The sequence below is a fragment of the Granulicella arctica genome (assembly GCF_025685605.1).
Classification (GTDB): Bacteria; Acidobacteriota; Terriglobia; order Terriglobales; family Acidobacteriaceae; genus Edaphobacter; species Edaphobacter arcticus.
Genome location: NZ_JAGTUT010000001.1, coordinates 1,965,363 through 1,989,310, shown reverse-complemented (window position 1 = coordinate 1,989,310; position 23,948 = coordinate 1,965,363). Strand labels below are relative to the sequence as shown.

Genomic DNA, 23,948 nt, shown 5'->3' with positions numbered 1-23,948 from the left:
CATGAGTGTAGAGATTGTAGCTGTGAGGGTTACATACTATGTCTAACTATGAGAATTTGAAGCGTCGGGCGTTGGGTAAGGGTCTTGAGTCTCTGCTTCCGCCTGCGCGGGTCGTGGCTCCGCCGGTCGTCGAGGCTCCAACGCCGGTGGTTGCTGAGCAGGTGACGGTGTGGGGCAAGCCGCTTGAGATCGCGCTGACCCAGATTGTTCCGAACCCCCAGCAGACGCGGACGCAGTTCGATCCGGTGAAGTTGAAGGAGCTGGCGGCGTCGATCAAGGCGAGCGGCGTGGTGCAGCCGATTGTGGTGAAGGCGCTGCCGGACGGGATGTACCAGCTGATTATGGGGGAGCGGCGCTGGCTTGCTTCGCAGGAGGCTGGGAAGGCGACGATTCCGGCGATTGTGCGCGAGGCTTCGGACGAGCAGGCGATGGAGATGACGATCGTCGAGAACCTGCAGCGCGCGGACCTGAACCCGATGGAGCAGGCGCGGGCGTATCAGCGGCTGGCGCGGGACTTCCAGATGACGCAGGAGCAGATGGCGGTGCGGACGGGTAAGGACCGGGCGAGCGTCACGAACTTCCTGCGGCTGCTGCGGCTGCCGAAGGGGATCCAGGACAAGGTGGAGTCTGGCGAGTTGACGTTTGGCCATGCGCGGGCGCTGCTGGCGCTTGAGGACGAGCCGGCGATTGCGGCTGCGGCCCAGAAGGTGATTGCGCTGTCGATGTCGGTGCGGCAGACGGAGAGCTATGTGCAGGGGCTGCTGAATCCTGAGCTGAAGGATAAGGATAAGAAGCCTGCGGAGGTGCGGGACCCGAATGTGCGGGACGCTGAGGACCGGCTGCGGCGGGCGCTCGGGTTGAAGGTACAGATTGAGGACAAGCGGGGTAAGGGGCGGGTGATTATCGAGTACTCGGGGGTGGCGGATTTTGACGCGATTCTAACGGCGCTCGATGGGGATGCCGGGGAGTAGGCCAGCGGAGTCGGTCGGGGGCCTTTTGCTCGTTGGGTTCGCCGATTGACTGGGCGTGACCCTTTTGTCTGCTGCCGGATCCATTTCATACGCTTTGCCGTGGCCGCTCGCTATACTGACGGCATTATGGATGCGCCTGACCTTGCAACCGTACAGGTTGATTTCACCCTTGCGATCGGCGCCGGCCGCCTTGACGCTTCGCTCGACGTTCCTGCGGGCACGGTGACCCTTACGCAGATACTGCCTGCGCTGCAGACGTTGAGCAGCAATGTGATCGCCAGTACGGTGAGCATTGTTGAGGCAGAGGGATACTCCATCTCGTGCCGGGCAGGCTGCGGTGCGTGCTGCCGACAGATGGTGCCGCTGAGTCTCTTCGAAGCGGAGGCGCTTGGTGCATGGGTCGCTGCACTGCCGATCGAGCAGAGGGCGGTGCTTGCGCAGCGATTTCATACTGCGCTGACAGCCGTCCGCGATGGAGGGATGATCGCGCGCATGGATGCCAGCAAGGAGGTCGACCACGCAGAGGCAAAGGCGCTTGCGATCGACTACATGCGCCTGGCTATCCCCTGCCCGTTCCTTGAGAACGAGTCGTGCAGCATCCACCCGATTCGTCCGTTTGCCTGCCGCGAGTACCTTGTTACGTCGCCTCCTGAGTTTTGTGATGACCCCTCGACGATGCCAGTGGTGGGGGTGCCGGTTCCACTTAAGCTTTCGAGGCTGCTATACAAGCTTGGAGCGCAGGTGAGCGAGGATCGTGGCGGCTGGATCCCGCTGGTGTTTCTGCTGGTTTGGATGCAGGCCAACTATCGGCCAGGGCAGGCGATTACTGGTCCGGGGCCCGAGGTGCTTTATGAGGTGGTCAAGCGGCTTGAGTAGAGATTGAACTGCGGGTGGGAGGCTGCTTCGCTGAGAACGACAGGCTCTTATGTTGAGGGGTGAGATGATGTTGTCCATCCAGAGGAGAGTGTCGATGGCGAAGCTGCGTAGGGTTGGTTTGTTATTGTGCCTGATTGGGTTACATACTTTTGTTTTGGCACAGGTGGTGGCTCCGGTGCCGAGTGTTGCAGCGAAGCGGACGCTGGTGCGTGTGGGCAAGCTGCTGGATGTACGGACGGGTGCGGAGGCCGCGGGGCAGACGGTGATCGTAGTGGGGGATCGGGTGCGCGGGATTGCGGCTACGGCAGCTACTCCTACGCAGGCCGGGGATACGGTGGTCGACCTGACGAAGTACACGGTGCTGCCGGGGCTGATCGACGTGCATACGCACATTACCGGTGCGCCTAACTTCGATCCTTACTATGAGCTGACGATGACACCGGCTAAGGAGGGGATCATTGGCGTCGAGAATGCGAAGGTGACGCTTGAGGCCGGGTTTACGTCGGTGCGCAACGTCGGGGCGAATGACTATGCGGATGTGGCGCTGCGGGATGAGATCAACGAGGGGCATGTGCCGGGGCCGCATATGCAGGTGTCCGGGCCGCCGCTGGGGATAACGGGTGGGCACTGCGATGAGAACCTGCTGCCGTACGAGTATCACGTGAAGGGTGAGGGCGTGGCGGATGGAGTGGCGGCGGTGCAGCAGAAGGTTCGCCAGAACATCAAGTATGGGGCGGACCTGATCAAGGTGTGCGCGACGGGCGGCGTGCTGTCGAAGGGGGATGATCCGCAGGCGAGCCAGTACACACTGGAGGAACTGCAGGCACTGGTGGCGGATGCGCATCGGCTGGGCCGCAAGGTGGCGGCGCATGCGCATGGGGCACAGGGAATTCTGTTTGCTACCGAGGCTGGGGTGGATTCAATCGAGCATGGGTCGTATGTGGATGACGCGGATATTGCGCTGATGAGTGGCTTAGATCTCCATGCTGGCTTTTGAGCCTGGAAGAGCCTGACCAGATGGTCGGCTATTTTGCCGGAGGCCTCTAACGATCCGCGCCAGCGTCTTCCACAAGAAACAGCCAACGATGACTGCGATGACGAGCAGCGCTCCGGCTACCGAAGCACCAATAACCGGATGACGTGTCGCAAACCAGGTGAGGCCTACGGCGACCACATCCTCGCTGGTGCTAAGAGCGATGTTCGAGATCGGCTCCGGGCTTGGCGTAACAAGGACACGAAGACCAGTCTTCGAGCTGTGTGCCGCCAGCGCGACGGCTGCTCCGAGCGCCGTAGCGACCATCTGCATCTGCGGAGTGAGCTGCGAGCTGGCGTGGAAGGCGACAAGCGCGGCGATCGGGATCCGGACGAACGTGTGGAGACTATTCCATACGAGGTCAAACGCTGGAATCTTGTCGGCGAAAAACTCGACCGCGAACAGGATGCCGCAGGCAACGAGAACCCAGGTATGTCCGAGCGAGTCGAGGCCCGGCGGAAGCGCTACCCAGTGCGTCCGGGCAAGGATGCCAAGCGTCAGGACAGTCGCATAGATATTGAGGCCAGCGGCGAAGCTTGCGGCGATGACCAGGGCGGTGATGCTGGCTGGGGAGAAGTCCATGAAACCTCGCTCGTGCTGTCGGATGCAAGTTTACGCTGCTGGAGGGGATGCAGTTGACCTGCACCCCATACCCGCATAGCGTTAACACATGCTCATCACGCCGCTTCAACTTGAAAATGAGCCGCTGCATATCGCCGAGTCCTTCGCACCCGGCAGCATCGACTTCACCACAGGCATCGTCCAGGTTGGCTCGCTTCCGGTCGACGGGCAGGCAGACCTGCTGCTCGAACATCGCGAAGGAAATCAGCAGATTGCCGATATCCGCATCCGCGCTCACTACGCCGGCGACTTTGAGATGGACTGCGCTCGCTGCGTCGAGCCAGTCAGCATGCCGCTCAAGGGCAACTTCGACCTGATCTTTCGTCCGCAGGAGGCCGATGCAGATTCCGGCGAGCGAGCAATTACTGTCGACGAGACCGAAATCGGGTATTATGAAAAGAGTGGCTTGCTGCTGGAGGATGTCGTGCGTGAGCAGGTGTTACTTTCCCTGCCTGGACGAGCCCTCTGTCAGCCGGACTGTAAGGGGCTTTGTTCCCGCTGTGGCCAGAATCTGAACCAGGCAAGTTGCTCCTGTGAAGACACTCCAGCTGATCCGCGATGGAACGCACTTGCCGGTTTAGCTGACAAGCTTGAGCTGAAGCACTAAGTTTTGTTGTATAAGTTCTCCTTCACTACCTGCGCGTACCGCGGTATGTTGAAGATTCTGAAAGGTAAACGCAATGCCTAATCCGAAACGGCGCCATTCCAAACAGCGCACCGCCAAGCGCCGCAGCCATGACTTCCTGACCCCCGTCGGCCTCTCCGAGTGCCCCAACTGCCACGAGCGCAAGCTGCCTCACCGTGCTTGCCGCAAGTGCGGTACGTACAAGGGCCGCGAAGTACTCGCGGTCAAGGAAGCAAGCTAGCTCCATCATCAGCAACGCAGGCACCCGAACTAGATGCCGATAGACATCGTTGTCGATGGAATGGGTTCTGATAAGGCCCCCGAATCTGAGATTCGCGGGGCCATCCTCGCATGCAAACATCTTGACGTCCGCGTCCACATTGTTGGACCGGAAGATATTCTGCGTCCGGTACTTCGGCAGCACTTGAACGGACAGCACCTTCCTATCTTCATCGTTCCTGCGTCCGAGTGGATCAGCATGGACGACAAGGCTGCCCAGGCGGTCCGCTCAAAGCGCGATTCGACCATGCGCGTCGGGCTGAAGATGGTGCGCGAGGGTCGCGCCGCCGCCTTCTTCACGGCTGGAAACACTGGCGCAGCAATGGCCACGGCGAAGATGGTGCTGGGCATGCTGGCTGGCGTTCATCGGCCGGCGCTCTCAACCATTCTTCCGACAACTACCGGCAGCCCCTCCTTCCTGCTGGACGTTGGCGCCAACGTCGATTCTGATCCGGACAACCTCGTGCAATTTGCCGTCATGGGAAGCATCTATGCGCAGAACGTACTGAAGATACACAATCCACGGGTTGGGCTTCTCTCGATCGGCGAAGAGGATTCAAAGGGCAATGCGCTTACACGCGATACGCTGCCGCTGTTACGAGCACTGACGTGCATCAACTTCATTGGCAACGTTGAAGGCCGCGACCTGAACAACGGCCGGACCGACGTTGCAGTCTGCGACGGGTTTGTCGGTAATATCGCGCTGAAGACCTCCGAAGGAGTCGCAAAGCTCGTGAGCGTCTCGCTGCGGGATGCACTGAAATCGACGGTGACCTCGCAGGTTGGGGCGCTGCTCTCCCGGAAGGCGTTCAACGACTTCAAAAAGCGGCTGGACTACTCGGAATACGGCGGCGCTCCGCTGCTCGGAGTGCGAGGAGCCTGCATCATCGGACACGGCTCGTCAAACGAGAAAGCCGTGATGAACGGGATTCGCGTGGCTGCTGAGTATGCGCAGGCCGAGGTGAACTCCAGTATCGAAGCCGCGCTTCGCCCTCCGACCGCCGGCGGCGAGTAGATTGACCATCCAGGCACGCTTCAGACACCAGCAATAAAGCTGGCTACTAATCCTGAGATCTTGAGCGCGATCGGGACGACGCTGGCGATTCCCTTTGCCGCCTCCATCATGCCGCTTGCGGTGATGTTGAGCGACTTCTTATTGGGCGTTTCCTTTTCCGCGAGAGCCTTAAGCTCGGCAGCCTTATCCGCGACCGCTTCCTTGTCCTCGGCGCGCTCCGGCGGGAGTTTGGCGAGAGCTTCCGATAGCTCCTTGGTGAGAGCTTCCAACTGCTTCTTCAGAGCGTCGAGATCGATGGGTGTCGCCGGAGCCCCCACCGTCTGCTGAACGTCATGGATGTCATGGCCCTGAATGACATTGCCTATGGTGCTGCCAGTAATCGAGTTCATGGTGAGTGCTCCGATCGTGAGTGCCTGGTTGGCGGTGTAGCGTTTGAGGTCAATACCGATGTTCTTACGGAGATTCATCTGGCGAATAAGAGCTTTAAGCGACTCCATCTCTCCCGGCCAGATCTGTTCTGAGGCAGCCATCGCGATCGCGGCAATGTCGGGATCCTGAGGCGTCGATGGTTGGAACATGTGCTGCAGGTTGATCTGTGTACGAGCGAGGTTCGCGTTCGCCTCTTCAAGGTAATCCTGCAGCAAACTCGTGGGAATCGTATCGCGCTTAACCTTGATTCTTCCGGAATTCAGGTTGCCAAGAACGAGGCGGAGCGACTCATGAGCGGCATGCCTTCGGAGCAGGCTGAGCCGCAACTGACGGGTCCAGGTCCTGTTGAACTTCGCTTCCGTCCTCAGAATCCAGAGGGGAATGTCCAGACCATTCGATGAAATGATCTGACAGCTCAGCGTGACGCCAAGTGCGGGAAGCTGGATCTGGCTGTTTGGAAACTCGTCGAAGTCGATGCTCTCATTAGGGGCCTGGAGCTGTAGGAACAACATGGGCAAACCGCTGCCAATCCACCAATCCTGAACAGGCTGTTGCTGCATCCAGCGGCTGCGGGTGGTGGCGCGTAGCAGGTGACGCTTGAGAGGCAGGGATATATCCCGGAGAGCGGTGCGCTGCCTTCGTATCGCTTTTGATTCTCCGCCGTAGACGGGAACAGTGACGCCGTGACCAAGAAACCACTGGGAGATGCCGGCGACCTGCGTTAGGTCGAGTTGGAGGTTTGGACGACCTACCGTGGCGATACCGAGCTCGCACTTACCTGCGGTGGTCCCGTCCGAGAGGAATCGCCGGAAAGCTACTTCGAACTGAAGGGGAGAGTGACCATTACCAGCGGTATAAGTGTCCTGCCGCTCCCACTTGATCGCGTGCTGGGCGTTGCAGATGATGTCCTCGCCCCAGAAGCTAAGGCCGCCATCCTCTCGCTTTTCGACCTCGCCAAAACCCCGCACAAAGGGTTGATTTTTCTTGGACTCATCTTCGATATGGATGACCGGGGACGGCCAGCCGGGCTGGCTTATGCAGCCAGTGGAAGCATGCAGGAACCTTCGGAAGTCGGCGAACGGAAACTGGATGGATAGCAACATGGCAGGAGACGGTTCAAGGGCCCGGGTAAGTTCTACAGTGGTGAATTCTGCTTATTGGCTTAGTAGCTGCCACGTGAAGACGAGCCCCTGCCTACTGAGAGACAGCATAGACAGGGGGCCGGGTTTGAGCCGCTCTCTACCATTCACCATGATGCTTCGGCGGGTGTACAGGGAAGAGCGGCTCACTCCGCTTTAGATTCCGCCCGGGAAAGCCATGGTAATGTTTCGTCGGGCGGTAGCGAAACTATAAGCAAAGACGATGGCTTCGTCAACGAAATGTACCAATGGAGAATAGCTTTGCATCCAAAAGGCATGAGCCAATGGACTGTTGCCAACATGCCCGATCAGACTGGGCGCCGCATTCTCATCACTGGCGCGAATAGCGGTGTCGGCTACTACGCTGCACTCGAGCTTGCACGGCGCGGAGCACATCTGCTGTTTGCCGTACGCGATCAGACGCGTGGTGAGACCGCCCTGGACAGGCTGCGCGCAGAGGTACCGCATGCTTCTGCGGAACTGCTCTTGCTTGATCTCGCGTCGTTGGCTTCAATCCGACAGGTCGCGGCAACGCTTGTAGAAGAGGGGCAGCCGCTCGATGTGCTCATCAATAATGCAGGCGTGTATGCCCCGCCGAAGCGGCTGGAGACTGCGGATGGCTTCGAGATGCAGTTTGGGACAAACGTCCTGGGCCACTTCGCGCTGACGGCACTCCTGATGCCAGCGCTGCAGAAGGCCGCGGGTGTTCCACGCATTGTGGCGCTTGCCTCCATCGCTCATAAGCAGGGCAAGCTAAATTTCGATGACCTTCAGGCGACACGGAGTTACAACCCGAACGGCTCCTACTATCAGTCGAAGCTAGCCGATCTGATGCTGGCGTTTGAGCTCGACCGACGGCTGCGGTCGGCGGGATCTCCGATCCTGAGCGTTGCGGCTCACCCGGGTGTGGCGAACACAGAACTCTTTCATAAAGGCGAGTTCTCGTCGTTCGAGCGGACAGCACGCAAAGCAATGGGGCGACTGATGGAGGTGCTGCTGAACTCCGAGGCGGCGGGAGCATTGCCTACGCTATTCGCGGCGACAGCACTCGAAGCCAGGGGTGGCGGCTACTATGGGCCGCAGGGCTTTATGGAGATGCGCGGCGGCGATGTGGGCGAAGCGAAGGTGGCCTCGCAGGCGCTGGATCTGAATGCTGCGAAGCAGCTTTGGACGACGTGTGAACAGCTGACGGGTGCGACACTCCTCTAGATCGCATGACAGCTACGGTCGTAAAGCCGACGGGACCAGCTCAGAGCTCAACGTTTTGGGATCGCCGGTCAGGTAGTAGGTAGGAATCTCCGGGTACTGCTCTTCGACAAGGATGAGGGTGCGGTAGTCGAAGCTCTGAACCTCCGCGCGCCCCTCCATGCGGTTGCGCTTGATGGCACCGCATAGTGCTTTGACGAAGGCTTCTGGGCCGACAGTATGGTTGCCATCGGGTTCGCCGGCCGCCTTGGCCATGGCGGGTGGAAGCTCGGGGAGAATCTTGGTCTCGAGATTGAAGCGGACTGTCTCAGCGTTGCGCCATCGGACTTCAGCATCAGGAGTGCCCTTACCGGGACCATCCTTATAGAAGTGGGTGTAGAAAGCGACGAACCGGAAGAGCTGCTCCGCATAGGTGGGGACGTAGGGGCTGATGAGGTGTTCCTGCTTCGCGAAAGCTACAGCTACTGGCGACAGGGTGAGGTCGTTCTTCTGATCAGCACCAAAGTGAAGCTTGTCGCAGATGAAGGTCTTCTGAGCTTCGACTGAGGAGATGTCTCGGGTATAAACCTTGTTCTCAAGGGTGTAGGGCGACCCGTCCGACTTGCGACAGGACTGCGGATTCAGGAACTGGTCGTGCCAGATGAGCGAGACGCCATCCGTAGTAACGCCAGTATCGGTCTCAAGGGTGGTCGCGAGTTGGTCAAGGCCGGATTCGAAGGAGGGCAACGTGTTTTCGGGACGAAGGCCCCGGCCCCCACGATGGGCGGCCACGTCGAAGCTGGCAAAGTAGGCGGCGGCATCCGGGGCGGCGGCCTTCTCCTCTCTGAGGACCGACTGCAGAATGTCGGGGCGATCGGAGATGATGCCGTCCACGCGAAGGGCAATGAGGGCGCGGATCTTGGCTGGGTCATTGGTAGTCCAGGGGATCACGCGGAAGCCAGCTTTGTGAAGCTCAGCGACATTGACAGCGGGATTAGGGCCGAGGAGCGTGGCATCGTTCGGGGAAAGGACGGGCGGAGTCTTCGCGCCGTGAGCTGCGGCGTGCGTGCCTGCCTTGGTCATCAGGGTGAGGAAGGGGTTCATGGTTGGATTCGATGCCTGCTGAGCGGATGCCGTGGCGGCAATAGCCATGAGTGCTAGCGCGTGCTTCTTCATTAGTGTCGATCCTTGCCCTGGAGTGAGCCTCAAGCGTAACGATCGTACATGGACAGAGGATGAATGGAGAGCGCTGCTGGCTTACTACCCCACCCTTTGCAGGTTGAGCTGCAAAGAATGGGGCACTCGGCTTGCCAGTTACTGAGCGATCAGGGAGCGCAGGACATACTGGAGGATCCCACCATGTTGGTAGTAGAGAATCTCCTGCGGTGTATCGATACGGAGGGTCGCAGGGAAAGATTTCGTCATGCCCAGTTCAGACTCCGCGACGATCGTGAGGTTCTTGCCATTGGCAAACTTACTGTCGAGCATGGCTTGAAGCTGACCGGGCTCGTCACCGATGTGGAAGATCTCTTCACCGGTCAGCCCAAGTGTTTCGGCGGATTCGCCAGGCTCGAACTGGAATGGGAGGATGCCCATGCCAACGAGGTTGGAACGGTGGATGCGCTCGTAGCTCTCGGCAATCACGAAGCGGATGCCCAGAAGCTTTGGCCCTTTGGCGGCCCAGTCGCGAGAGGAGCCGGAGCCGTACTCCTTGCCAGCCAGGATGCAGAGTGGCGTACCCCGACGGGCGTACTCGACTGAGGCGTCATAGATCGACATCTCGGTGGCCTCGGGGAGAAGGCGGGTGACACCACCCTCAGTGCCGGGCGCCATCCTGTTGCGCAGGCGCACGTTGGCAAAGGTGCCGCGAACCATGACCTCGTGATTGCCACGGCGGGAGCCGTAGCTGTTGAAGTCGACTGGTTTCACACCATGCTCGACGAGGTACTTGCCGGCGGGACCGGTGAGCTTGATCGACCCGGCGGGGGAGATGTGGTCGGTGGTGACCGAATCCCCAAGCACAGCTAGACACCGGGCGGCGTGGATGTCCTCGACGGGCGCGGGGTTAGCCGTCATCCCATCGAAGTAGGGAGCTTTGCGGATGTAGGTGGAGTCAGGTTCCCAACCGTAGGTGTCGCCTTCGGGAAATTTGAGTTGCTGCCAGTTGGCATCGCCATCGGTCACTGTGGAGTATTGGGTCCGGAACATCTCGGAGTCGATACAGCTCGCGACGGTATCGTTGACCTCCTGCTGGGTAGGCCAGATATCGCGCAGGAAGACAGGCTCTCCGGTCTTGCCGTGGCTGAGGGGTTCGGTGTCGAAGTTGTGGTTGATCGTCCCGGCGAGCGCATACGCGACGACAAGCGGTGGGCTCATAAGATAGTTGGCGCGAACCTCGGGAGAGATGCGGCCCTCAAAGTTTCGATTGCCAGAGAGCACGGATACGGCGACAAGACCATGGTCCTCAATGGACTTGGAAACGTCTGTGGGCAGAGGACCGGAGTTGCCGATGCAGGTGGTGCAGCCATAGCCGACGACCTGGAAACGGAGCTGGTCGAGATACTTCAGAAGGCCGGATTTCTTGTAGTAGTCCGTAACCACGCGGGAACCAGGAGCAAGCGAGGTCTTGACCCAGGGTGGGGTGCGGAGACCCTTCTGCACAGCCTTCTTGGCGAGCAAGCCAGCCGCAACCATGACGTAAGGATTCGAGGTGTTCGTGCAGGAGGTGATGGCGGCGATAACAATGCTGCCGTGGTCGAGGTACTTGTCGGGGTCGATGCCGAAGCGGCCTTCGACACTGGTGGGAGCGACGGTGAGCGTATTCACAGGCAGAGTAGCGACGGCGATCTCGTCTCCCTCAACGATGGGGCTCGGTGCGCCGACACCGCTGGTTACATCGCCAGTGGCGCTGGGATTTCCGCCCTCACCTTCCCAGCGAACCATCTGCCGGACTGCATCCTTGTTCGCCTTTGGACCGAGAAGACCAGGGAGTTGCTCGGCAAAACTTGCCGCTGCCCCGGAGAGCAGAACACGATCCTGGGGGCGCTTGGGCCCGGCGACGCTCGGTTCGACGGAGCCGAGATCGAGCGTCATGCTGGCAGAATAGACAGCTTCCGGAGCGTCAGCGGTGTGGAACATCCCCTGTTCGCGATAGTAGGCCTCGACGAGAGCGATCTGCTCGGCGGGGCGACCCGTGAGGGCAAGGTAGCGGAGGGTTTCGGCGTCGACGGGGAAGAAGCCGCAGGTGGCGCCGTACTCTGGGGCCATGTTGGCGATGGTGGCGCGATCGGCAAGGGGGAGCTCGGCGATGCCGGGGCCGTAGAACTCGACGAACTTGCCGACAACACCAAGTTTGCGGAGTTGCTCGGTCACAGTCAAAACAAGATCAGTGGCAGTGGTGCCTTCCTTCAGCTTGCCGACAAGCTTATAGCCGACAACCTGCGGGATGAGCATGGAGACCGGCTGGCCGAGCATGGCCGCCTCGGCCTCGATGCCGCCAACGCCCCAGCCGAGTACGCCGAGACCGTTGACCATCGTGGTGTGGGAGTCGGTGCCGACAAGCGTGTCGGGGTACGCCATGAGCTTGCCCTCTGCATCCGGCGAGGTGGTGAACACCACGCGGGCTAGGAACTCGAGGTTGACCTGGTGGCAGATGCCCATGCCGGGTGGAACGGCTGAAAAATTATCGAAAGCCGTCTGGCCCCACTTGAGGAAGGCATACCGCTCCCGATTGCGCTGAAACTCGAGGGCAGCGTTAAGGTCATAGGAGTTGACCGTGCCGAACTCATCGACCTGAACGGAGTGGTCGATGACCAGCTCGGCAGGCTGAAGTGGGTTGATCTTCTCGGGATCACCACCAAGGGAGCGCATGGCATCGCGCATGGCAGCGAGGTCGACAATGGCAGGAACGCCGGTGAAATCCTGCATGAGGACGCGCGCGGGCATGTAGGCGATCTCGCGCGAGGGCTCGGCCTTGGCGTCCCACGAGGCGAGAAAGCGGATGTCGTCAGCAGTAACGGTCCGGCCATCTTCGTGGCGGAGCAGGTTTTCGAGAAGCACGCGAAGAGAAAATGGCAGGCGGGCTAGGTCCACACTCGTTCCACCTCCCTGTTGCTCGGCTAACGCCTGCAGGCGAAAGATGGTGTACGTGGCGTTGCCGCTGGTCAGGACTGCCTGGCTGCGAAAAGAATCAGGATGCGGAGTCGACATGGTAGAACTCTCCTAAATTTGGTCAGAGCCGATGCGCGGTCTGACCGATGGCTGTGCCGCGGGATGTCCCAGAGCAGCACGGGGCGGCGGGGCGTAACGTTACGAAGCGTAGCAGAGGGGACAAGCGGAGACTAGAGACGACTAGGAACGACCGCGATCGCGGCGGCCATGGCGAAAGCGCTTCACCACCGGAGCGGGTGGTGGGCAGCACACTGGTGTTCGCAGGCTCATGAACCAAGTCTATCGCTGCAGGGAGGAGAAATAAAGTCCTGTTTTGCCGGTACCATAGCCGCTGGCGCATCTTATTTCGATGGAACGTGTTTTGAATAAGGGTATGCAGTAGCAGGAGACGACAATGATTGACATCAAGCAATTCGCAGGGCGTACCTACTTTCTCGGGGCTGTACTTGGAATTGCAGGACTTGCAGGAGTCTCTGGTTGCAAGAAAAATGCTGACGTTGCATCGACCGGAGTTGATCCAGCAGCGGCGAATGAAGCTCCGACCGACCCGAATCAGGCACAGCAGTTCGCTGGACAGATGGCACCTTACCCTGCCGCGACCCAGCCTGCACGTACACGGGTGCTCGGGCAGACCCAGGAGACGGTCGCCCAGCAGCAGTCTGAGACATACCAACAGAACAACGCTCAGGGTCAGCAGCACGCTCCCGATCCCGAAAACTACACGCCGCCCGGAGGCTACCAGAATCAGCAGGGCATCCAGGGTCAACAGGGTTATGGGGTCCAGCAGGACCAAGGTTCCCAGCAAGCTGATGAGAACTTCGATGCTACGGTCGATGAGTATGCCGAGCAGGCACCACCGCCGTTACCTGTTTACGAGCAGCCGCCTGCTCCCGATCCAAACTACCTCTGGACACCGGGCTACTGGGGCTATGCGCCGCAGGGCTACTACTGGGTTCCGGGCGCATGGTGTGCGGCTCCGTACAGTGGGGCACTTTGGACGCCGGGTTACTGGGGCGTATATGGCAATCGCTATGGCTTTCACCGCGGATACTGGGGCCTGCACATCGGCTTCTACGGTGGAATCAACTATGGTTTTGGATATCTCGGCCACGGCTATGAGGGTGGTTATTGGAATGGCAACAACTTTTACTACAACCGTGCCTATAACCGCATCAATGGAAACAACTTCCATAACGTCTACGTTCGCAATGTGACGATCAACAACACGGTGATCAATAACCGTGTGAGCTATAACGGTGGTCGCGGTGGCATCCAGGCGCGACCCGCTGCGTTCGAGGTCGCGGCTATGCGGGAGCAGCACACTCCGCCGATGGCCGCTCAGCGGGAGCTTCACCAGCAAGCTCAGCAGAATCGCCAGCAGTTCTTCAGCGCGAACCAGGGACGTCCTGCCGCAGCCGTGGCTCAACGTGGCCTTGTAGCGGATCGCGGAGTTGTTGCGCCGCAGCGTGGATTCCAACAGCAACAGCAGAATCGTCCGGGCGTCACGACAGGCGGCTTCGGCAATCAGCAAAATCGTCCTGGTGCTGTAACCCCGGGCGGCCTCAACCAACAGCAGAACCAGCAAAGAAACGAGCAACTACAGCGGAGTGGTCAGCAGCAGCAACTACAACAGAGAAATGACCAGCAACGCAACCAGCAAGAGCTGCAGCAACATAACAACTTGCAACAAAGGAATCAGCAGCAGCAAGTACAGCAACGGAACGGACAGGAGCAGTTGCAGCAGAGAAATCAGCAGGAGTTACAGCAGAGGAATCAGCAACAGACCCAGCAGCAGCTACAGCAACATAACGAGCAGACGCAACAGCAGCGAACGCAACAACAGAATCAACAGCAACTTCAACAACGCAATGAGCAGGTACAGCAGCAACAGCGGACCCAACAACAAAACCAGCAACAACAGCAGCAACGTAACGAGCAGGTGCAACAGCAGCAGCGGACGCAACAGCAGAATCAGCAGCAACTTCAACAGCGCAATGAGCAGGTACAGCAACAGCGGACGCAACAGCAAAATCAACAGCAACTGCAGCAGCGCAATGAGCAGGTGCAACAGCAGCGGACGCAACAGCAGGAGCAGCAAAGAAATCAGCAGCAACAACAGCAGCAGGTTCAGCAGCAACGGCAGCAGGTGCAGCAACCGCAGCGGCAGCAGGTGCAACCACAGCATCAGCAATCTCCACCACAGCAGCGGGTAGAGCAGCCGCGCCCAGCTCCGCAGCAGGAAGCTCGTCCGGCGCCAGCTCCGCACGGCGAACATCACTAGAGAATGGGTAAGACAGAAAGAGGCGGTGCCACATCGGCACCGCCTCTTTTTTTGCACTGGCTATGTTTAGTGCCCGAGTGCCAGTTGACCCAACAGAACCACGTTCAGGGTGACGATGATAGTGACGGAGGTCCAGCCTGCGGCTCGCGTGAGTCGGGGGCTGGTAAAGCTTCGCATGACACTTTGGCGGTTGGTCAGGATGAGGAGAGGGATCAGAGCGAAGGGCAGCGTGAAGCTGAGAACTACCTGCGAAAGAATAAGTATTCTGAGCGGATCGAGGCCGATGGCGATGACAAGGATCGCCGGGACAATCGTGATGAGACGGCGGAGAAAGATCGAGAACTTAATGTTAAGAAATCCCTCAATGATGACCTGGCCGGCCATTACTCCAACGGTCGAAGACGACAGACCGGAGCAGAGGAGCGCAACCGCAAAGACCGTTGCGGCGGCGGGTCCTAGCAGCGGACCGAGCGTTTTATAGGCCTGTTCGACATCAGTCACTGGGGCGCCGAGGTGGATAAAGGCGACTGCGGCCATAACGATCATGGCGGAGTTGATGAGCCAGGCGCCGTTCATGGCGAAGATGATGTCGATAAGCTCGAACCGGAGGTAGAGACGACGAAGCCCGTTACTTGTCGACTGGGCCTTGGAGTTTGCCGGCGCGTCCACCGGGGTAAGTCCTTCACTGGCCATCTTCCTGAGACGCGGCTGTACGAGGGCAGAGTGCAGGTAGATGACGTGCGGCATGACCGTGGCACCTAACATGCCGACAGCTAAATAGATGCTGCCATAGAAGCTGTTCTGGCTGCTTGTATCGAGCGTGGGCATCAGTGTATGGAAGGCCGCGAGCCGCCAGTCAGGATGGACCAGCAGAACTTCGAATCCATAGCAAAGGCCGATGACCCCGACGAAGGCCATGATGCCGCCTTCAAGCCAGCGATACCCTTTGAGGTCGAGCGCAAGGATGAGGAAGACCGCCACAGCCGAGATGAGAGCAGAGGCTAACAAGGTACCGGTGCGGGTCCATCCGTGAGCGAGCAATGCGGGTCCGCAGAGCAGGTAGAGTCCGAGTGCGGCTCCCAGAAATTCAGCGAGATCGGTAGCGATAGCAGCGATCTCTGCGCAGACCCAAAGCAGGATGGTAATGGGCCGCGCGAAGTGCTTCCGGCAGTTCTGAGGGAGCGTGAGGCCAGTAACGATGCCGAGTTTGGCCGACAGATACTGGATCAGGATGGCCATGGCGTTCGACCACAGAAGAACCCACAGCAGGCGGTAGCCGAATTGCGATCCCCCGGCGATGTTAGTAGCAAAGTTACCGGGATCAATATAGGCGACCGAGGCCACGAAGGCGGGACCGAAGAAGCTCCAGAGTTGCTGCTTTCTGGTGCGCGGCAATATCTTCTGTTCACTAATCTGGATATTAGCCATGCCTAAATAATAACGCAGTGCTAAGCTAATATGAAGTTATCTTTATGGCGAAGCTCCAAAACAGACCTCGACCGACCAGGGATGCCGGAACCGCCACTGCAGGCAGTGAGGCAATTGATGATTACCTCAAGGCAATCTTCCAGCTAAGCGGGCGGGACGAGCGTCTTGTCACCAGCACCGAGATAGCCACGCACCTTTCCATCACCGCTGCTTCCGTGACGAATATGCTGCAAAAGCTCTCCGCCGGCGAGCCGCCCATGGTGCTTTACAAGAAACATCACGGCGTAAAGTTAGCCAAGAGCGGCAAGAAACGCGCGCTCGAAATCATCCGCCATCATCGACTTCTTGAGACGTTTCTAACTCAGGTTCTTGGCTACCCGTGGGACGAGGTTCACCAGGAGGCGGAGCGCCTCGAGCACTTCATCTCGGAGCGGCTTGAAGAGCGGATCGCAGCGAAACTTGGCCATCCGGAGTTCGACCCTCATGGCCATGCAATACCCGCTCTCGATGGATCCATCCCAGGACAGGAGCCGCAAGCGCTCTCGCAGCTCAAACCGGGTGAAGGGGCAAAGATTGCGAGTGTCTCCGACAAGGATCCCGCGATGCTGCGCTACCTCGCTACGCAAGGCATTCGCCCCGGGGTGCGAATTACGCTGAGCGAACAGCTTCCCTTCAAGGGTGCATTTCAAGTGCGCGTTGGCAAAGCCAGCACGCTTATTCTTCTAAGCGAATCCCTTGCGGACGCTATCTTAGTAGCGACTCGCTAGGCCAATTGATTTACCCGCAAAGGATTTCTGGTTTCAAGAAGTTGATCGTTGCAAGGAGCGCAGCAGAGATGAAGGTTCTGGTACTTGGCGGTGGCGGACGGGAGCATGCTGTGGTGTGGAAGCTATTGCAAAGTCCGCGCGTGACGGAGGTTGTGTGCGCTCCCGGCAATGGCGGGATCTCCCAGGAGACGAGGTGCGTTGGTGTCGATTTAGGCGATCTTGAGGCCATGATTCGCCTCGTGCAGGCGGAGTCACCCGACCTGACCGTTGTTGGGCCGGAGCTTCCCCTCTCTCTCGGTCTGGTGGACCGACTCAATGCGCTTGGCCTCAGGGCGTTTGGCCCGACGAAGGCTGCTGCGCGCCTCGAATCCAGCAAGTCGTTCGCGAAGTCCTTCATGCAGCGAACAGGGATCCCAACCGCGGCATACGCGCTTTGTACGAGCCTCGACGAGGTTCGCGATCAGCTGCGGAGCTTTTCAGTGCCCGTCGTAGTCAAGGCAGATGGACTGGCTGCGGGTAAGGGCGTCGTAATCTGCGAGACCCACCGCGAGGCGGAGATGGCAGCAGCACAGATGTTCTCGGGCGTGCTGCTCGGAAGCGCCGTGGACGAGATCGTCCTGGAGGAGTTCCTTACGGGTGAGGAGCTTTCGTTCTTTGCATTGTGCGACGGAAAGACGGCGGTTCCGTTGGCCGCGGCGCAGGACCACAAGCGCGTCGGCGAAGGCGATACTGGCCCCAATACGGGGGGTATGGGAGCGTATTCGACGGACGCCCTGATGCCTCCAGCAATGCAGGAGTGGCTGACGGCAAATGTTGCCCAGGTAGTCGTCCGCGAAATGGATCGAGAGGGTACGCCGTTTACAGGCATCTTGTTCTGCGGAATCATGATGGTTCCCGACGCGCGTGGGCCAATACTCGGGAGGCACGGTGCAGTGCGGCCCATGGTGCTGGAGTTCAACACGCGCTTTGGCGATCCGGAGACGCAGGCGATCGTGATGCGGCTTGAGACGGATCTGCTGGAGATGTTCGAGTCCGCCATCGATGGAACCGCAGACCGACTGACGATCAAGCTTCGACCGGGTGCGGCAGCCTGCGTCATTGCTGCCAGCGGTGGCTATCCAGGCAAATACGACATGGGCAAGGTCGTTACGGGCGTGCCATCTCCCACCTCAAACGCTGCGCTAAAGGTCTTTCATTCGGGTACGGCGCTGGATAAGTCGGGCTCACTCCGTACGGCTGGCGGACGTGTACTCGCTGTAACAGCTACGGCCTCCGGTGGCCTGAAGGAAGCGCTTGCAGCGGCTTATGCGGCGCTCGATCAGATTCGCTTCGACGGTATGCAATTTCGCCGGGATATCGGCTGGCACGCGTTATAGGGTGGCTTGAATCGAATTGAAGGCGGCTCCATCTAAAGGGACGAATCGAGGTAAATCTTATGATGACTCTTCGTCCCGCGGCGAGTCGCGGGCATGCAAACCACGGATGGCTTGACTCCAACTTCAGCTTTTCCTTCGCCGAGTACTACGATCCCGCGCACATGGGATTCCGTGCGCTCCGCGTCATCAACGAGGATTTTGTCGCACCTTCAATGGGCTTTGGCAAGCATCCTCATCGCGACATGGAGATCCTCACCTACGTGCTTGAAGGCGCCGTGAATCACGAGGACACGACAGGTGCAAGCGAGACGCTTGTTCCGGGTGAGTTACAGCACATGACAGCGGGATCGGGCGTGAAGCACAGCGAGATGAATCCGTCGGATACGGAGACACTGCATCTCTTGCAGATCTGGCTGATGCCAAACGAAACGGGCATTCCGCCGAAGTACGAGCAGAAGAAGTTCGCGGTCCAGACGGAGCCGAATCGGCTTCATCTTCTGGCGAGCACGGATGCACGCGACGGTTCGTTCCAGCTTCATGCAGATGCGGAGTTGCTGGCGGCGAAGCTTGATCCGGCGACGTCAGTGACGCATGAGTTCAAGCTCGGCAACGGCTATCTACAGATAGCTCGCGGGGCGGTGTCGGTAGGCGAAGAGTTGCTGAAAGCTGGGGATGGACTCGCCCTGACAGGAGAGGCATCCGTAACGGTCAGCAGCGCCGAGGGCGGCGAGTTCCTTCTCTTCGACCTGGCATAACCAAGTACTAAATCGTTTAAAGCGTTTGACTTTCGTATGATCGCTACCCTAAAGTGGCAGCCCGTGAAGAAACTGAGCGCTTTCGCCCTCCTCCTCACCTGCTGCCACTTTCTCGTGGCACAGGCTCGTCCTGCAATTACGGGAATCGCGTTCGTTAGCCTGTACACCGGGGACCCGGAAGCCGCGGCGAAGTTGTACGACAACGACATGGGCTTCATACGCACAAAAATAGGCACGGAAGACTTCTACTCGGTCAGCGACTCACAATGGTTTCAGATCGCTCCGTTGCATGTGCCAGAGGTATCCTCTCACCTTGCTGCGGTCGGGTTTACAACGCGGGATGAGGCTGGCCTGGAACGCTACCTGCGTGCTCACGGGCAGTCGATCCTGCCGGAGGCTGAGCGTGGACGCTTCGCCGTCAAAGATCCCGAGGGCAATCTCATCGTCTTTGTGCAGGAGGGCATGAAGCACCCAGGTTCGTCTGTAGCCAGTCCGCGGGCGACCTCCCATCGGATCATCCATGCCGGGTTTATCGTGCGCGATGCTGCTGCGGAGGATCGCTTCTACAAGGACCTGCTTGGCTTCCATCCATATTGGCACGGTGGCAAGACACCGGAGCGAACAGACTATGTAAGTCTTCAGGTGCCGGACGGAAGCGACTGGCTGGAGTACATGCTGAACAATCCCGCCATCCCCGACCTGCATACCTACGGGATGATGAATCATTTCTCGCTAGGCACGGAGACGATGGACCAGGTAGTGACAGGGCTTGCAGCGAACAAATGCACAAAGCCAATCTGCAGCAAGACCCAGGTTGGTGTGGACGGAAAGGTGCAGTTGAACCTGTTCGATCCCGATCAGACGCGGATTGAATATATGGAGTTCAAGCCGAGTTCTACACCTTGCTGCTCGCCGTTCATGGGAAAGCATCCTACCGCCACGGAAGATAAGTAGGCGCAGAACAATAGACTCTACGCATCGCTGGCTTTCTGCCCTCTCGATCTAAAGCGCGAGTGCAGGAGCAGGCAGGATCTCTTCAACATCGACCCATTGGGTGGGGTATTCGCCGGTGTAACAGGCGGTGCAGAAACTTGCTGGAGAGAGGCCTTCGGAGGTTTCGCCCTTGGTGCAGGAGTGGGTAAGGCCGACAAGAGAGAGGTACGCCAGCGAGTCTGCCTCGATGAAATCGCAGATCTCGGAGACAGTCTTGTTCGCAGCGATCAGGTCCTTCTTCGAAGGGGTATCGACGCCATAGAAACACGGAGAGATCGTTGGAGGACACGAGATGCGCATGTGAACCTCGGCTGCACCCGCGTTGCGGACCATACGGACGATCTTGCGCGAGGTCGTGCCGCGGATGATGGAGTCATCAATCAGAATGACGCGCTTACCTTCGAGCAGGCTGCGGACAGGATTGAGCTTCATGCGGACGCCGAAGTCGCGGACGCGCTGCTCTGGCTGAATAAAAGTGCGGCCAACGTAGTGGTTGCGAATAAGGCCAAAGTTGAAAGGTATGCCGGATTCCGCCGCGTAGCCAATCGCTGCGGTGACGCCCGAGTCAGGAACAGGCACGATAAGGTCTGCCGCTACACCTGATTCGCGGGCTAGTTGCCGGCCCATCTCCTCGCGGCTCTGCTGGACCCAGCGACCGAAGATCTTCGAGTCCGGGCGCGCGAAGTACACGTGCTCAAAGACGCAGCTCGACTGCTCCTTGGTGGTATCGAAGTAGCGACTGGTCACGCCATCCTCGGAGACCATGACGAGCTCCCCGGGTTTTACGTCGCGCTCATACTTCGCATGCAGCAGGTCAAACGCGCAGGTCTCGGACGCAAAAACAAACGTATCAGGCGCACCGTCCTTGCCTTCAATGCGACCCATCGAGAGTGGCCGGAAGCCGTGCGGATCGCGCGCGGCGAAGATACGGTTGCGCGTCATCATGACGATCGAGAAAGCACCGTCAACCTGCTGGAGGGCATCGGCCATGCAGTCAATCAAGGTGTTCTTGGTGCAGTGCGCGATGAGCTGGATGATGATCTCGGAGTCGCTGGTCGTCTGGAAGATTGCACCATCGCGCTCGAGACGTTCCTTGGCCGTTCCAAGATTGATGAGGTTGCCATTGTGCGCGATGGCGATGAGACCCTTGGTCGATTCGACCGAAATAGGCTGAGCGTTCAGCAGGGCGGAGTCGCCTGTGGTCGAGTAGCGTGTATGCCCGATAGCCATATGGCCTGGCAGTTTGGCGAGCACGTCGTCCGTAAATATCTCGGAGACTAGACCCATGCCCTTGATATCGTTGACTTCGGTGCCGTCAGCAGACGCAATGCCTGCAGACTCCTGCCCGCGATGCTGGAGTGAGTAGAGACCCCAGTACGTCATCCGGGCTGCATCGGCGTGGTTGTAGACCGCCATCACACCACACTCTTCGCGAAGCTTGTCGAAGGGGTCGGCGTCATCTGCTTCGTCGTGGGATTCGTCTACAAGGGCAGCATTCAAGGGCAGGGTAAGTTCCTCGATCAAACCAGCACCTCCGCAGCGAGTTGCGATTCAAGAGCATGCGTCCAACCGTGCTTTAGTTCGAGGATTGTTGCCTGTACCAGCGGCACATCCCCTGCGTAGATTTCTATGTCGTCCTCGATCGTCTCTCCAAGATCGAGGGGCCAGATTGCGCCTTCCTCATCCAGGAGCGTACAGATGGTCCCGTAATCCTCAAAGGCGCAGGTAATCAGCACCTCAGTAGCGTTTTCCCCAAAGAGCGCAGTCGAATACTCCGCTTCCGAAAGCGCGCCAAGCGTTGCGCGAACACCAATGTTTCGCTCGAAGCTTGACGAAGCCAGCGCTGCTGCAAGTCCGCCGTCAGAGATATCTTTTGCGGAATGGATGAGACCGCGCTCAGCCAGCGTAATCAGGGCCTTGTGCAGAGATGCTTCGGCTGCAAGGTCGATCCATGGTGGTGTGCCCCAAAGACTACCGGTAATGGATTTAGCGTAATCCGAACTGCCGAACTCCTGAATCTGCGAAGCAGGCGAGCCGTTGGTCGATTGCAGGAGCATCACCTTGTCGCCAACCTTTTGGAAGCCGGAGGGCGTAGCCTTCGTCACATCTTCGATGATGCCGACGATACCGATAACCGGGGTGGGATAGATCCCTTCGCCGCGCGTCTCGTTGTAGAGGCTGACATTGCCACCGGTTACAGGAGTTCCGAGCGCGATGCAGGCCTCGGCAATGCCGTCGATAGCATTCGAAAGCTGCGCCATGATCTCCGGCTTCTCCGGATTGCCGAAGTTGAGGCAGTTCGTCGCCGCAACAGGCTTTGCGCCCGTACAGGCGACCTTGCGGGCTGCTTCTGCCACGGCATGCATCGCGCCAAGCTTCGGATCGAGATAGCACCAGCGGCCATTGCCAGCAAGCGCCATGGCAAGGCCACGATCTCCCTTGGTGGACCGGGCATCCGCGTCGAGCGTTGCCTCGCCACGCGGGGTAGAGGCAGCGAAGAACTCCGCAACCTCCTTCACGATGCTGGGACCGTTGCTGGAGTTCTTCCGCAGACCGCCTGTGCCCTTGATGCGCATGACGCCAGCTTCGCCGCCCGGACCCTGTACGGTGTTCGTCTGAACCATCGAGTCATACTGCTCGAAGACCCATCGCTTGCTGCAGATGTTGGCGCTCGTCAGCAGCGTCTTTAAATCAGCCGTGTAATCGCGCAGATGCTCAAGCTCTTGCAGAATCTCTGGTGTTGGATCGCTCGGAACAGGAGCATTCCAGACCCCTACGGGCCGATGGTAGACCGGGGCATTATCGGTGAGCGCCTTATTGGGGATCTCGCAAACCAGCTCTCCGTGATGCGTAACGCGCATCGTGTCGTCCGCGGTAACGATTCCAACGATGCTCGCGTCAAGGCCCCACTTCTTAAAGACATCCAGCACCTCGCCCTCGCGGCCCTTGTCGGCAACGAGCAGCATCCGCTCCTGCGACTCGGACAGCATGATCTCGTAGCTCGACATACCGGTTTCGCGCTGCGGAACGAGATCGAGTTCAATCGTCAGACCAAGCTCGCCGCGCGCACCCATCTCGCAGGTGGAACAGGTAAGGCCAGCCGCACCCATATCCTGAATACCAAGAACAGCGCCGGTCGCCATTGCCTCGAGGCAGGCTTCAAGCAGCAATTTTTCGAGGAATGGATCGCCCATCTGCACGTTGGGACGCTTCTGCTCAGAGCCTTCGGTGAACTCTTCAGACGCCATCGTCGCGCCATGGATGCCGTCCCGACCAGTCTTGGCGCCAACGTAGATAACAGGATTTCCCACACCGGTAGCCTTCGCGTAGAAGATTTCATCGATGCGAACCAGGCCCAGCGCGAACGCATTGAGCAGGGGATTACCGGAATAGCACTCCTCGAAACGTGTCTCGCCACCGAGGTTCGGAACGCCAAAACAGTTGCCATAGCCGGCAACGCCAGCGACGATGCCGTTGACGATAGCGTGGTTCCGACGGCGAAGCTGTGCGTCCTTCTCGGCTTCATCGAGCGGGCCGAAGCGCAGTGAGTCCATCACGGCAAGCGGACGCGCATTCATGGTGAAAATGTCGCGGAGAATGCCGCCAACACCCGTCGCTGCGCCCTGATACGGCTCAATATACGAAGGATGGTTATGCGACTCAATCTTGAACGCACAAGCCCAGCCATCACCGACATCAATGATGCCCGCGTTCTCTCCCGGTCCCTGCACAACGAGCGGGGACTCGGTCGGAAGCCGCTTCAGGTGAACGCGCGAGCTTTTGTAGGAGCAGTGCTCCGACCACATGACCGAAAAGATTCCAAGTTCAGTCAGTGAGGGCGTGCGTCCCAGCGCGGCTTCGAGTCGCGTGTACTCGTCCGCTGTAATGCTGTGCTGCTTGAGCAGCGCCGGTGTGATGGAGGCGGGGACAGGGACTAAGCTTTGATGCTGAACTTGCTGGATAGGCATGGCTCGCTGTATCGATTGTCGCATGGTCGATAGGCCG

General features: G+C 59.1%; 19 protein-coding genes. 12 read left to right on the top strand and 7 right to left on the bottom strand.

Features of this window, described 5'->3' with window-relative positions; genetic code table 11:
* Positions 1-38: 38 nt before the first annotated feature.
* The 3 genes from OHL20_RS08170 (at position 39) to OHL20_RS08160 (ending at position 2,844) form a co-directional block, all read left to right on the top strand.
* A complete protein-coding gene (locus tag OHL20_RS08170) occupies positions 39-971 on the top strand; it encodes a ParB/RepB/Spo0J family partition protein (RefSeq protein WP_263382700.1) in 933 nt (310 codons plus the stop codon).
* A 99-nt stretch (positions 972-1,070) separates the two neighbouring features.
* Positions 1,071-1,847, top strand: a complete 777-nt coding sequence (locus OHL20_RS08165) for a YkgJ family cysteine cluster protein (RefSeq protein WP_263382699.1) — start codon at positions 1,071-1,073, stop codon at positions 1,845-1,847.
* A gap of 94 nt (positions 1,848-1,941) precedes the next feature.
* Positions 1,942-2,844 (top strand): amidohydrolase family protein, encoded by a 903-nt coding sequence (locus OHL20_RS08160; RefSeq protein ID WP_263382698.1) that lies wholly within the window; start codon positions 1,942-1,944, stop codon positions 2,842-2,844.
* Here the strand turns inward: OHL20_RS08160 and OHL20_RS08155 are convergent.
* Positions 2,821-3,462, bottom strand: coding sequence for a DUF4126 domain-containing protein (locus OHL20_RS08155; RefSeq protein ID WP_263382697.1), 642 nt, complete (start codon positions 3,460-3,462; stop codon positions 2,821-2,823). The genes OHL20_RS08160 and OHL20_RS08155 overlap by 24 nt on opposite strands.
* Before the next feature lie 88 nt (positions 3,463-3,550).
* Between OHL20_RS08155 and OHL20_RS08150 the strand changes: the two genes are divergently transcribed.
* The 3 genes from OHL20_RS08150 (at position 3,551) to plsX (ending at position 5,420) form a co-directional block, all read left to right on the top strand.
* Positions 3,551-4,108 carry a YceD family protein gene (locus tag OHL20_RS08150; RefSeq protein WP_263382696.1) on the top strand — a complete coding sequence of 186 codons (558 nt, stop codon included), beginning with the start codon at positions 3,551-3,553 and terminating at the stop codon, positions 4,106-4,108.
* A gap of 73 nt (positions 4,109-4,181) precedes the next feature.
* The gene (gene rpmF / locus OHL20_RS08145) at positions 4,182-4,367 is read left to right on the top strand and encodes a 50S ribosomal protein L32 (RefSeq protein ID WP_263382695.1); all 186 of its coding nucleotides are present in this window, start codon (positions 4,182-4,184) and stop codon (positions 4,365-4,367) included.
* 33 nt (positions 4,368-4,400) lie between these two features.
* Entirely contained in the window at positions 4,401-5,420 is a 1,020-nt protein-coding gene (plsX, locus tag OHL20_RS08140) for a phosphate acyltransferase PlsX (protein WP_263382694.1), read from the top strand.
* Between the two features lie 20 nt (positions 5,421-5,440).
* Here the strand turns inward: plsX and OHL20_RS08135 are convergent, their stop codons facing one another.
* Complete coding sequence (locus tag OHL20_RS08135) at positions 5,441-6,952, bottom strand: hypothetical protein (protein WP_263382693.1); 1,512 nt, start codon at positions 6,950-6,952, stop codon at positions 5,441-5,443.
* A 276-nt stretch (positions 6,953-7,228) separates the two neighbouring features.
* Here OHL20_RS08135 and OHL20_RS08130 point away from each other — a divergent pair, with 276 nt between their 5' ends.
* Positions 7,229-8,197, top strand: coding sequence for an oxidoreductase (locus OHL20_RS08130; RefSeq protein ID WP_317890942.1), 969 nt, complete (start codon positions 7,229-7,231; stop codon positions 8,195-8,197).
* A gap of 12 nt (positions 8,198-8,209) precedes the next feature.
* On the opposite strand, the gene OHL20_RS08125 is transcribed toward OHL20_RS08130, so the two are convergent.
* Together OHL20_RS08125 and acnA are read right to left on the bottom strand one after the other, a co-directional pair.
* Positions 8,210-9,349: a glycerophosphodiester phosphodiesterase family protein gene (locus OHL20_RS08125; RefSeq protein WP_263382691.1), complete on the bottom strand. Its 1,140-nt coding sequence runs from the start codon at positions 9,347-9,349 to the stop codon at positions 8,210-8,212.
* 138 nt (positions 9,350-9,487) lie between these two features.
* A complete protein-coding gene (gene acnA / locus OHL20_RS08120; RefSeq protein ID WP_263382690.1) occupies positions 9,488-12,382 on the bottom strand; it encodes an aconitate hydratase in 2,895 nt (964 codons plus the stop codon).
* A gap of 355 nt (positions 12,383-12,737) precedes the next feature.
* Between acnA and OHL20_RS08115 the strand changes: the two genes are divergently transcribed.
* On the top strand, positions 12,738-14,624 hold the full coding sequence (locus tag OHL20_RS08115; protein ID WP_263382689.1) for a YXWGXW repeat-containing protein: 1,887 nt from the start codon (positions 12,738-12,740) through the stop codon (positions 14,622-14,624).
* A gap of 66 nt (positions 14,625-14,690) precedes the next feature.
* Here OHL20_RS08115 and OHL20_RS08110 read toward each other — a convergent pair whose 3' ends face one another.
* Positions 14,691-16,052 carry an Nramp family divalent metal transporter gene (locus OHL20_RS08110; protein ID WP_396271803.1) on the bottom strand — a complete coding sequence of 454 codons (1,362 nt, stop codon included), beginning with the start codon at positions 16,050-16,052 and terminating at the stop codon, positions 14,691-14,693.
* A 44-nt stretch (positions 16,053-16,096) separates the two neighbouring features.
* Between OHL20_RS08110 and OHL20_RS08105 the strand changes: the two genes are divergently transcribed.
* The 4 genes from OHL20_RS08105 to OHL20_RS08090 all read left to right on the top strand — a co-directional run bounded on the left by OHL20_RS08105 (position 16,097) and on the right by OHL20_RS08090 (position 19,904).
* Positions 16,097-16,819, top strand: coding sequence for a metal-dependent transcriptional regulator (locus tag OHL20_RS08105; protein ID WP_263382687.1), 723 nt, complete (start codon positions 16,097-16,099; stop codon positions 16,817-16,819).
* A 68-nt stretch (positions 16,820-16,887) separates the two neighbouring features.
* Positions 16,888-18,195 (top strand): phosphoribosylamine--glycine ligase, encoded by a 1,308-nt coding sequence (gene purD / locus OHL20_RS08100; RefSeq protein ID WP_263382686.1) that lies wholly within the window; start codon positions 16,888-16,890, stop codon positions 18,193-18,195.
* 59 nt (positions 18,196-18,254) lie between these two features.
* Positions 18,255-18,950, top strand: a complete 696-nt coding sequence (locus OHL20_RS08095) for a pirin family protein (RefSeq protein ID WP_263382685.1) — start codon at positions 18,255-18,257, stop codon at positions 18,948-18,950.
* Between the two features lie 63 nt (positions 18,951-19,013).
* The gene (locus OHL20_RS08090; RefSeq protein ID WP_263382684.1) at positions 19,014-19,904 is read left to right on the top strand and encodes a VOC family protein; all 891 of its coding nucleotides are present in this window, start codon (positions 19,014-19,016) and stop codon (positions 19,902-19,904) included.
* A 48-nt stretch (positions 19,905-19,952) separates the two neighbouring features.
* On the opposite strand, the gene purF is transcribed toward OHL20_RS08090, so the two are convergent.
* Together purF and purL are read right to left on the bottom strand one after the other, a co-directional pair.
* The gene (purF, locus tag OHL20_RS08085) at positions 19,953-21,359 is read right to left on the bottom strand and encodes an amidophosphoribosyltransferase (RefSeq protein ID WP_263384972.1); all 1,407 of its coding nucleotides are present in this window, start codon (positions 21,357-21,359) and stop codon (positions 19,953-19,955) included.
* Between the two features lie 104 nt (positions 21,360-21,463).
* Positions 21,464-23,911 (bottom strand): phosphoribosylformylglycinamidine synthase subunit PurL, encoded by a 2,448-nt coding sequence (gene purL, locus OHL20_RS08080; protein WP_263382683.1) that lies wholly within the window; start codon positions 23,909-23,911, stop codon positions 21,464-21,466.
* Between the last annotated feature and the right edge of the window lie 37 nt (positions 23,912-23,948).

Excerpts from the sequence above, each read along its gene's own strand:
- purL (WP_263382683.1), bottom strand. The coding sequence starts at position 23,911 with ATGCCTATCCAGCAAGTTCAGCATCAAAGCTTAGTCCCTGTCCCCGCC.
- OHL20_RS08110 (WP_396271803.1), bottom strand. The coding sequence starts at position 16,052 with ATGGCTAATATCCAGATTAGTGAACAGAAGATATTGCCGCGCACCAGA.
- OHL20_RS08170 (WP_263382700.1), top strand. The coding sequence starts at position 39 with ATGTCTAACTATGAGAATTTGAAGCGTCGGGCGTTGGGTAAGGGTCTT.
- acnA (WP_263382690.1), bottom strand. The coding sequence starts at position 12,382 with ATGTCGACTCCGCATCCTGATTCTTTTCGCAGCCAGGCAGTCCTGACC.
- OHL20_RS08155 (WP_263382697.1), bottom strand. The coding sequence starts at position 3,462 with ATGGACTTCTCCCCAGCCAGCATCACCGCCCTGGTCATCGCCGCAAGC.
- purF (WP_263384972.1), bottom strand. The coding sequence starts at position 21,359 with ATGGCGGTCTACAACCACGCCGATGCAGCCCGGATGACGTACTGGGGT.
- OHL20_RS08130 (WP_317890942.1), top strand. The coding sequence starts at position 7,229 with ATGTACCAATGGAGAATAGCTTTGCATCCAAAAGGCATGAGCCAATGG.
- OHL20_RS08150 (WP_263382696.1), top strand. The coding sequence starts at position 3,551 with ATGCTCATCACGCCGCTTCAACTTGAAAATGAGCCGCTGCATATCGCC.
- OHL20_RS08160 (WP_263382698.1), top strand. The coding sequence starts at position 1,942 with ATGGCGAAGCTGCGTAGGGTTGGTTTGTTATTGTGCCTGATTGGGTTA.
- rpmF (WP_263382695.1), top strand. The coding sequence starts at position 4,182 with ATGCCTAATCCGAAACGGCGCCATTCCAAACAGCGCACCGCCAAGCGC.
- OHL20_RS08115 (WP_263382689.1), top strand. The coding sequence starts at position 12,738 with ATGATTGACATCAAGCAATTCGCAGGGCGTACCTACTTTCTCGGGGCT.
- plsX (WP_263382694.1), top strand. The coding sequence starts at position 4,401 with ATGCCGATAGACATCGTTGTCGATGGAATGGGTTCTGATAAGGCCCCC.
- OHL20_RS08095 (WP_263382685.1), top strand. The coding sequence starts at position 18,255 with ATGATGACTCTTCGTCCCGCGGCGAGTCGCGGGCATGCAAACCACGGA.
- OHL20_RS08135 (WP_263382693.1), bottom strand. The coding sequence starts at position 6,952 with ATGTTGCTATCCATCCAGTTTCCGTTCGCCGACTTCCGAAGGTTCCTG.
- OHL20_RS08105 (WP_263382687.1), top strand. The coding sequence starts at position 16,097 with ATGGCGAAGCTCCAAAACAGACCTCGACCGACCAGGGATGCCGGAACC.
- OHL20_RS08125 (WP_263382691.1), bottom strand. The coding sequence starts at position 9,349 with ATGAAGAAGCACGCGCTAGCACTCATGGCTATTGCCGCCACGGCATCC.
- purD (WP_263382686.1), top strand. The coding sequence starts at position 16,888 with ATGAAGGTTCTGGTACTTGGCGGTGGCGGACGGGAGCATGCTGTGGTG.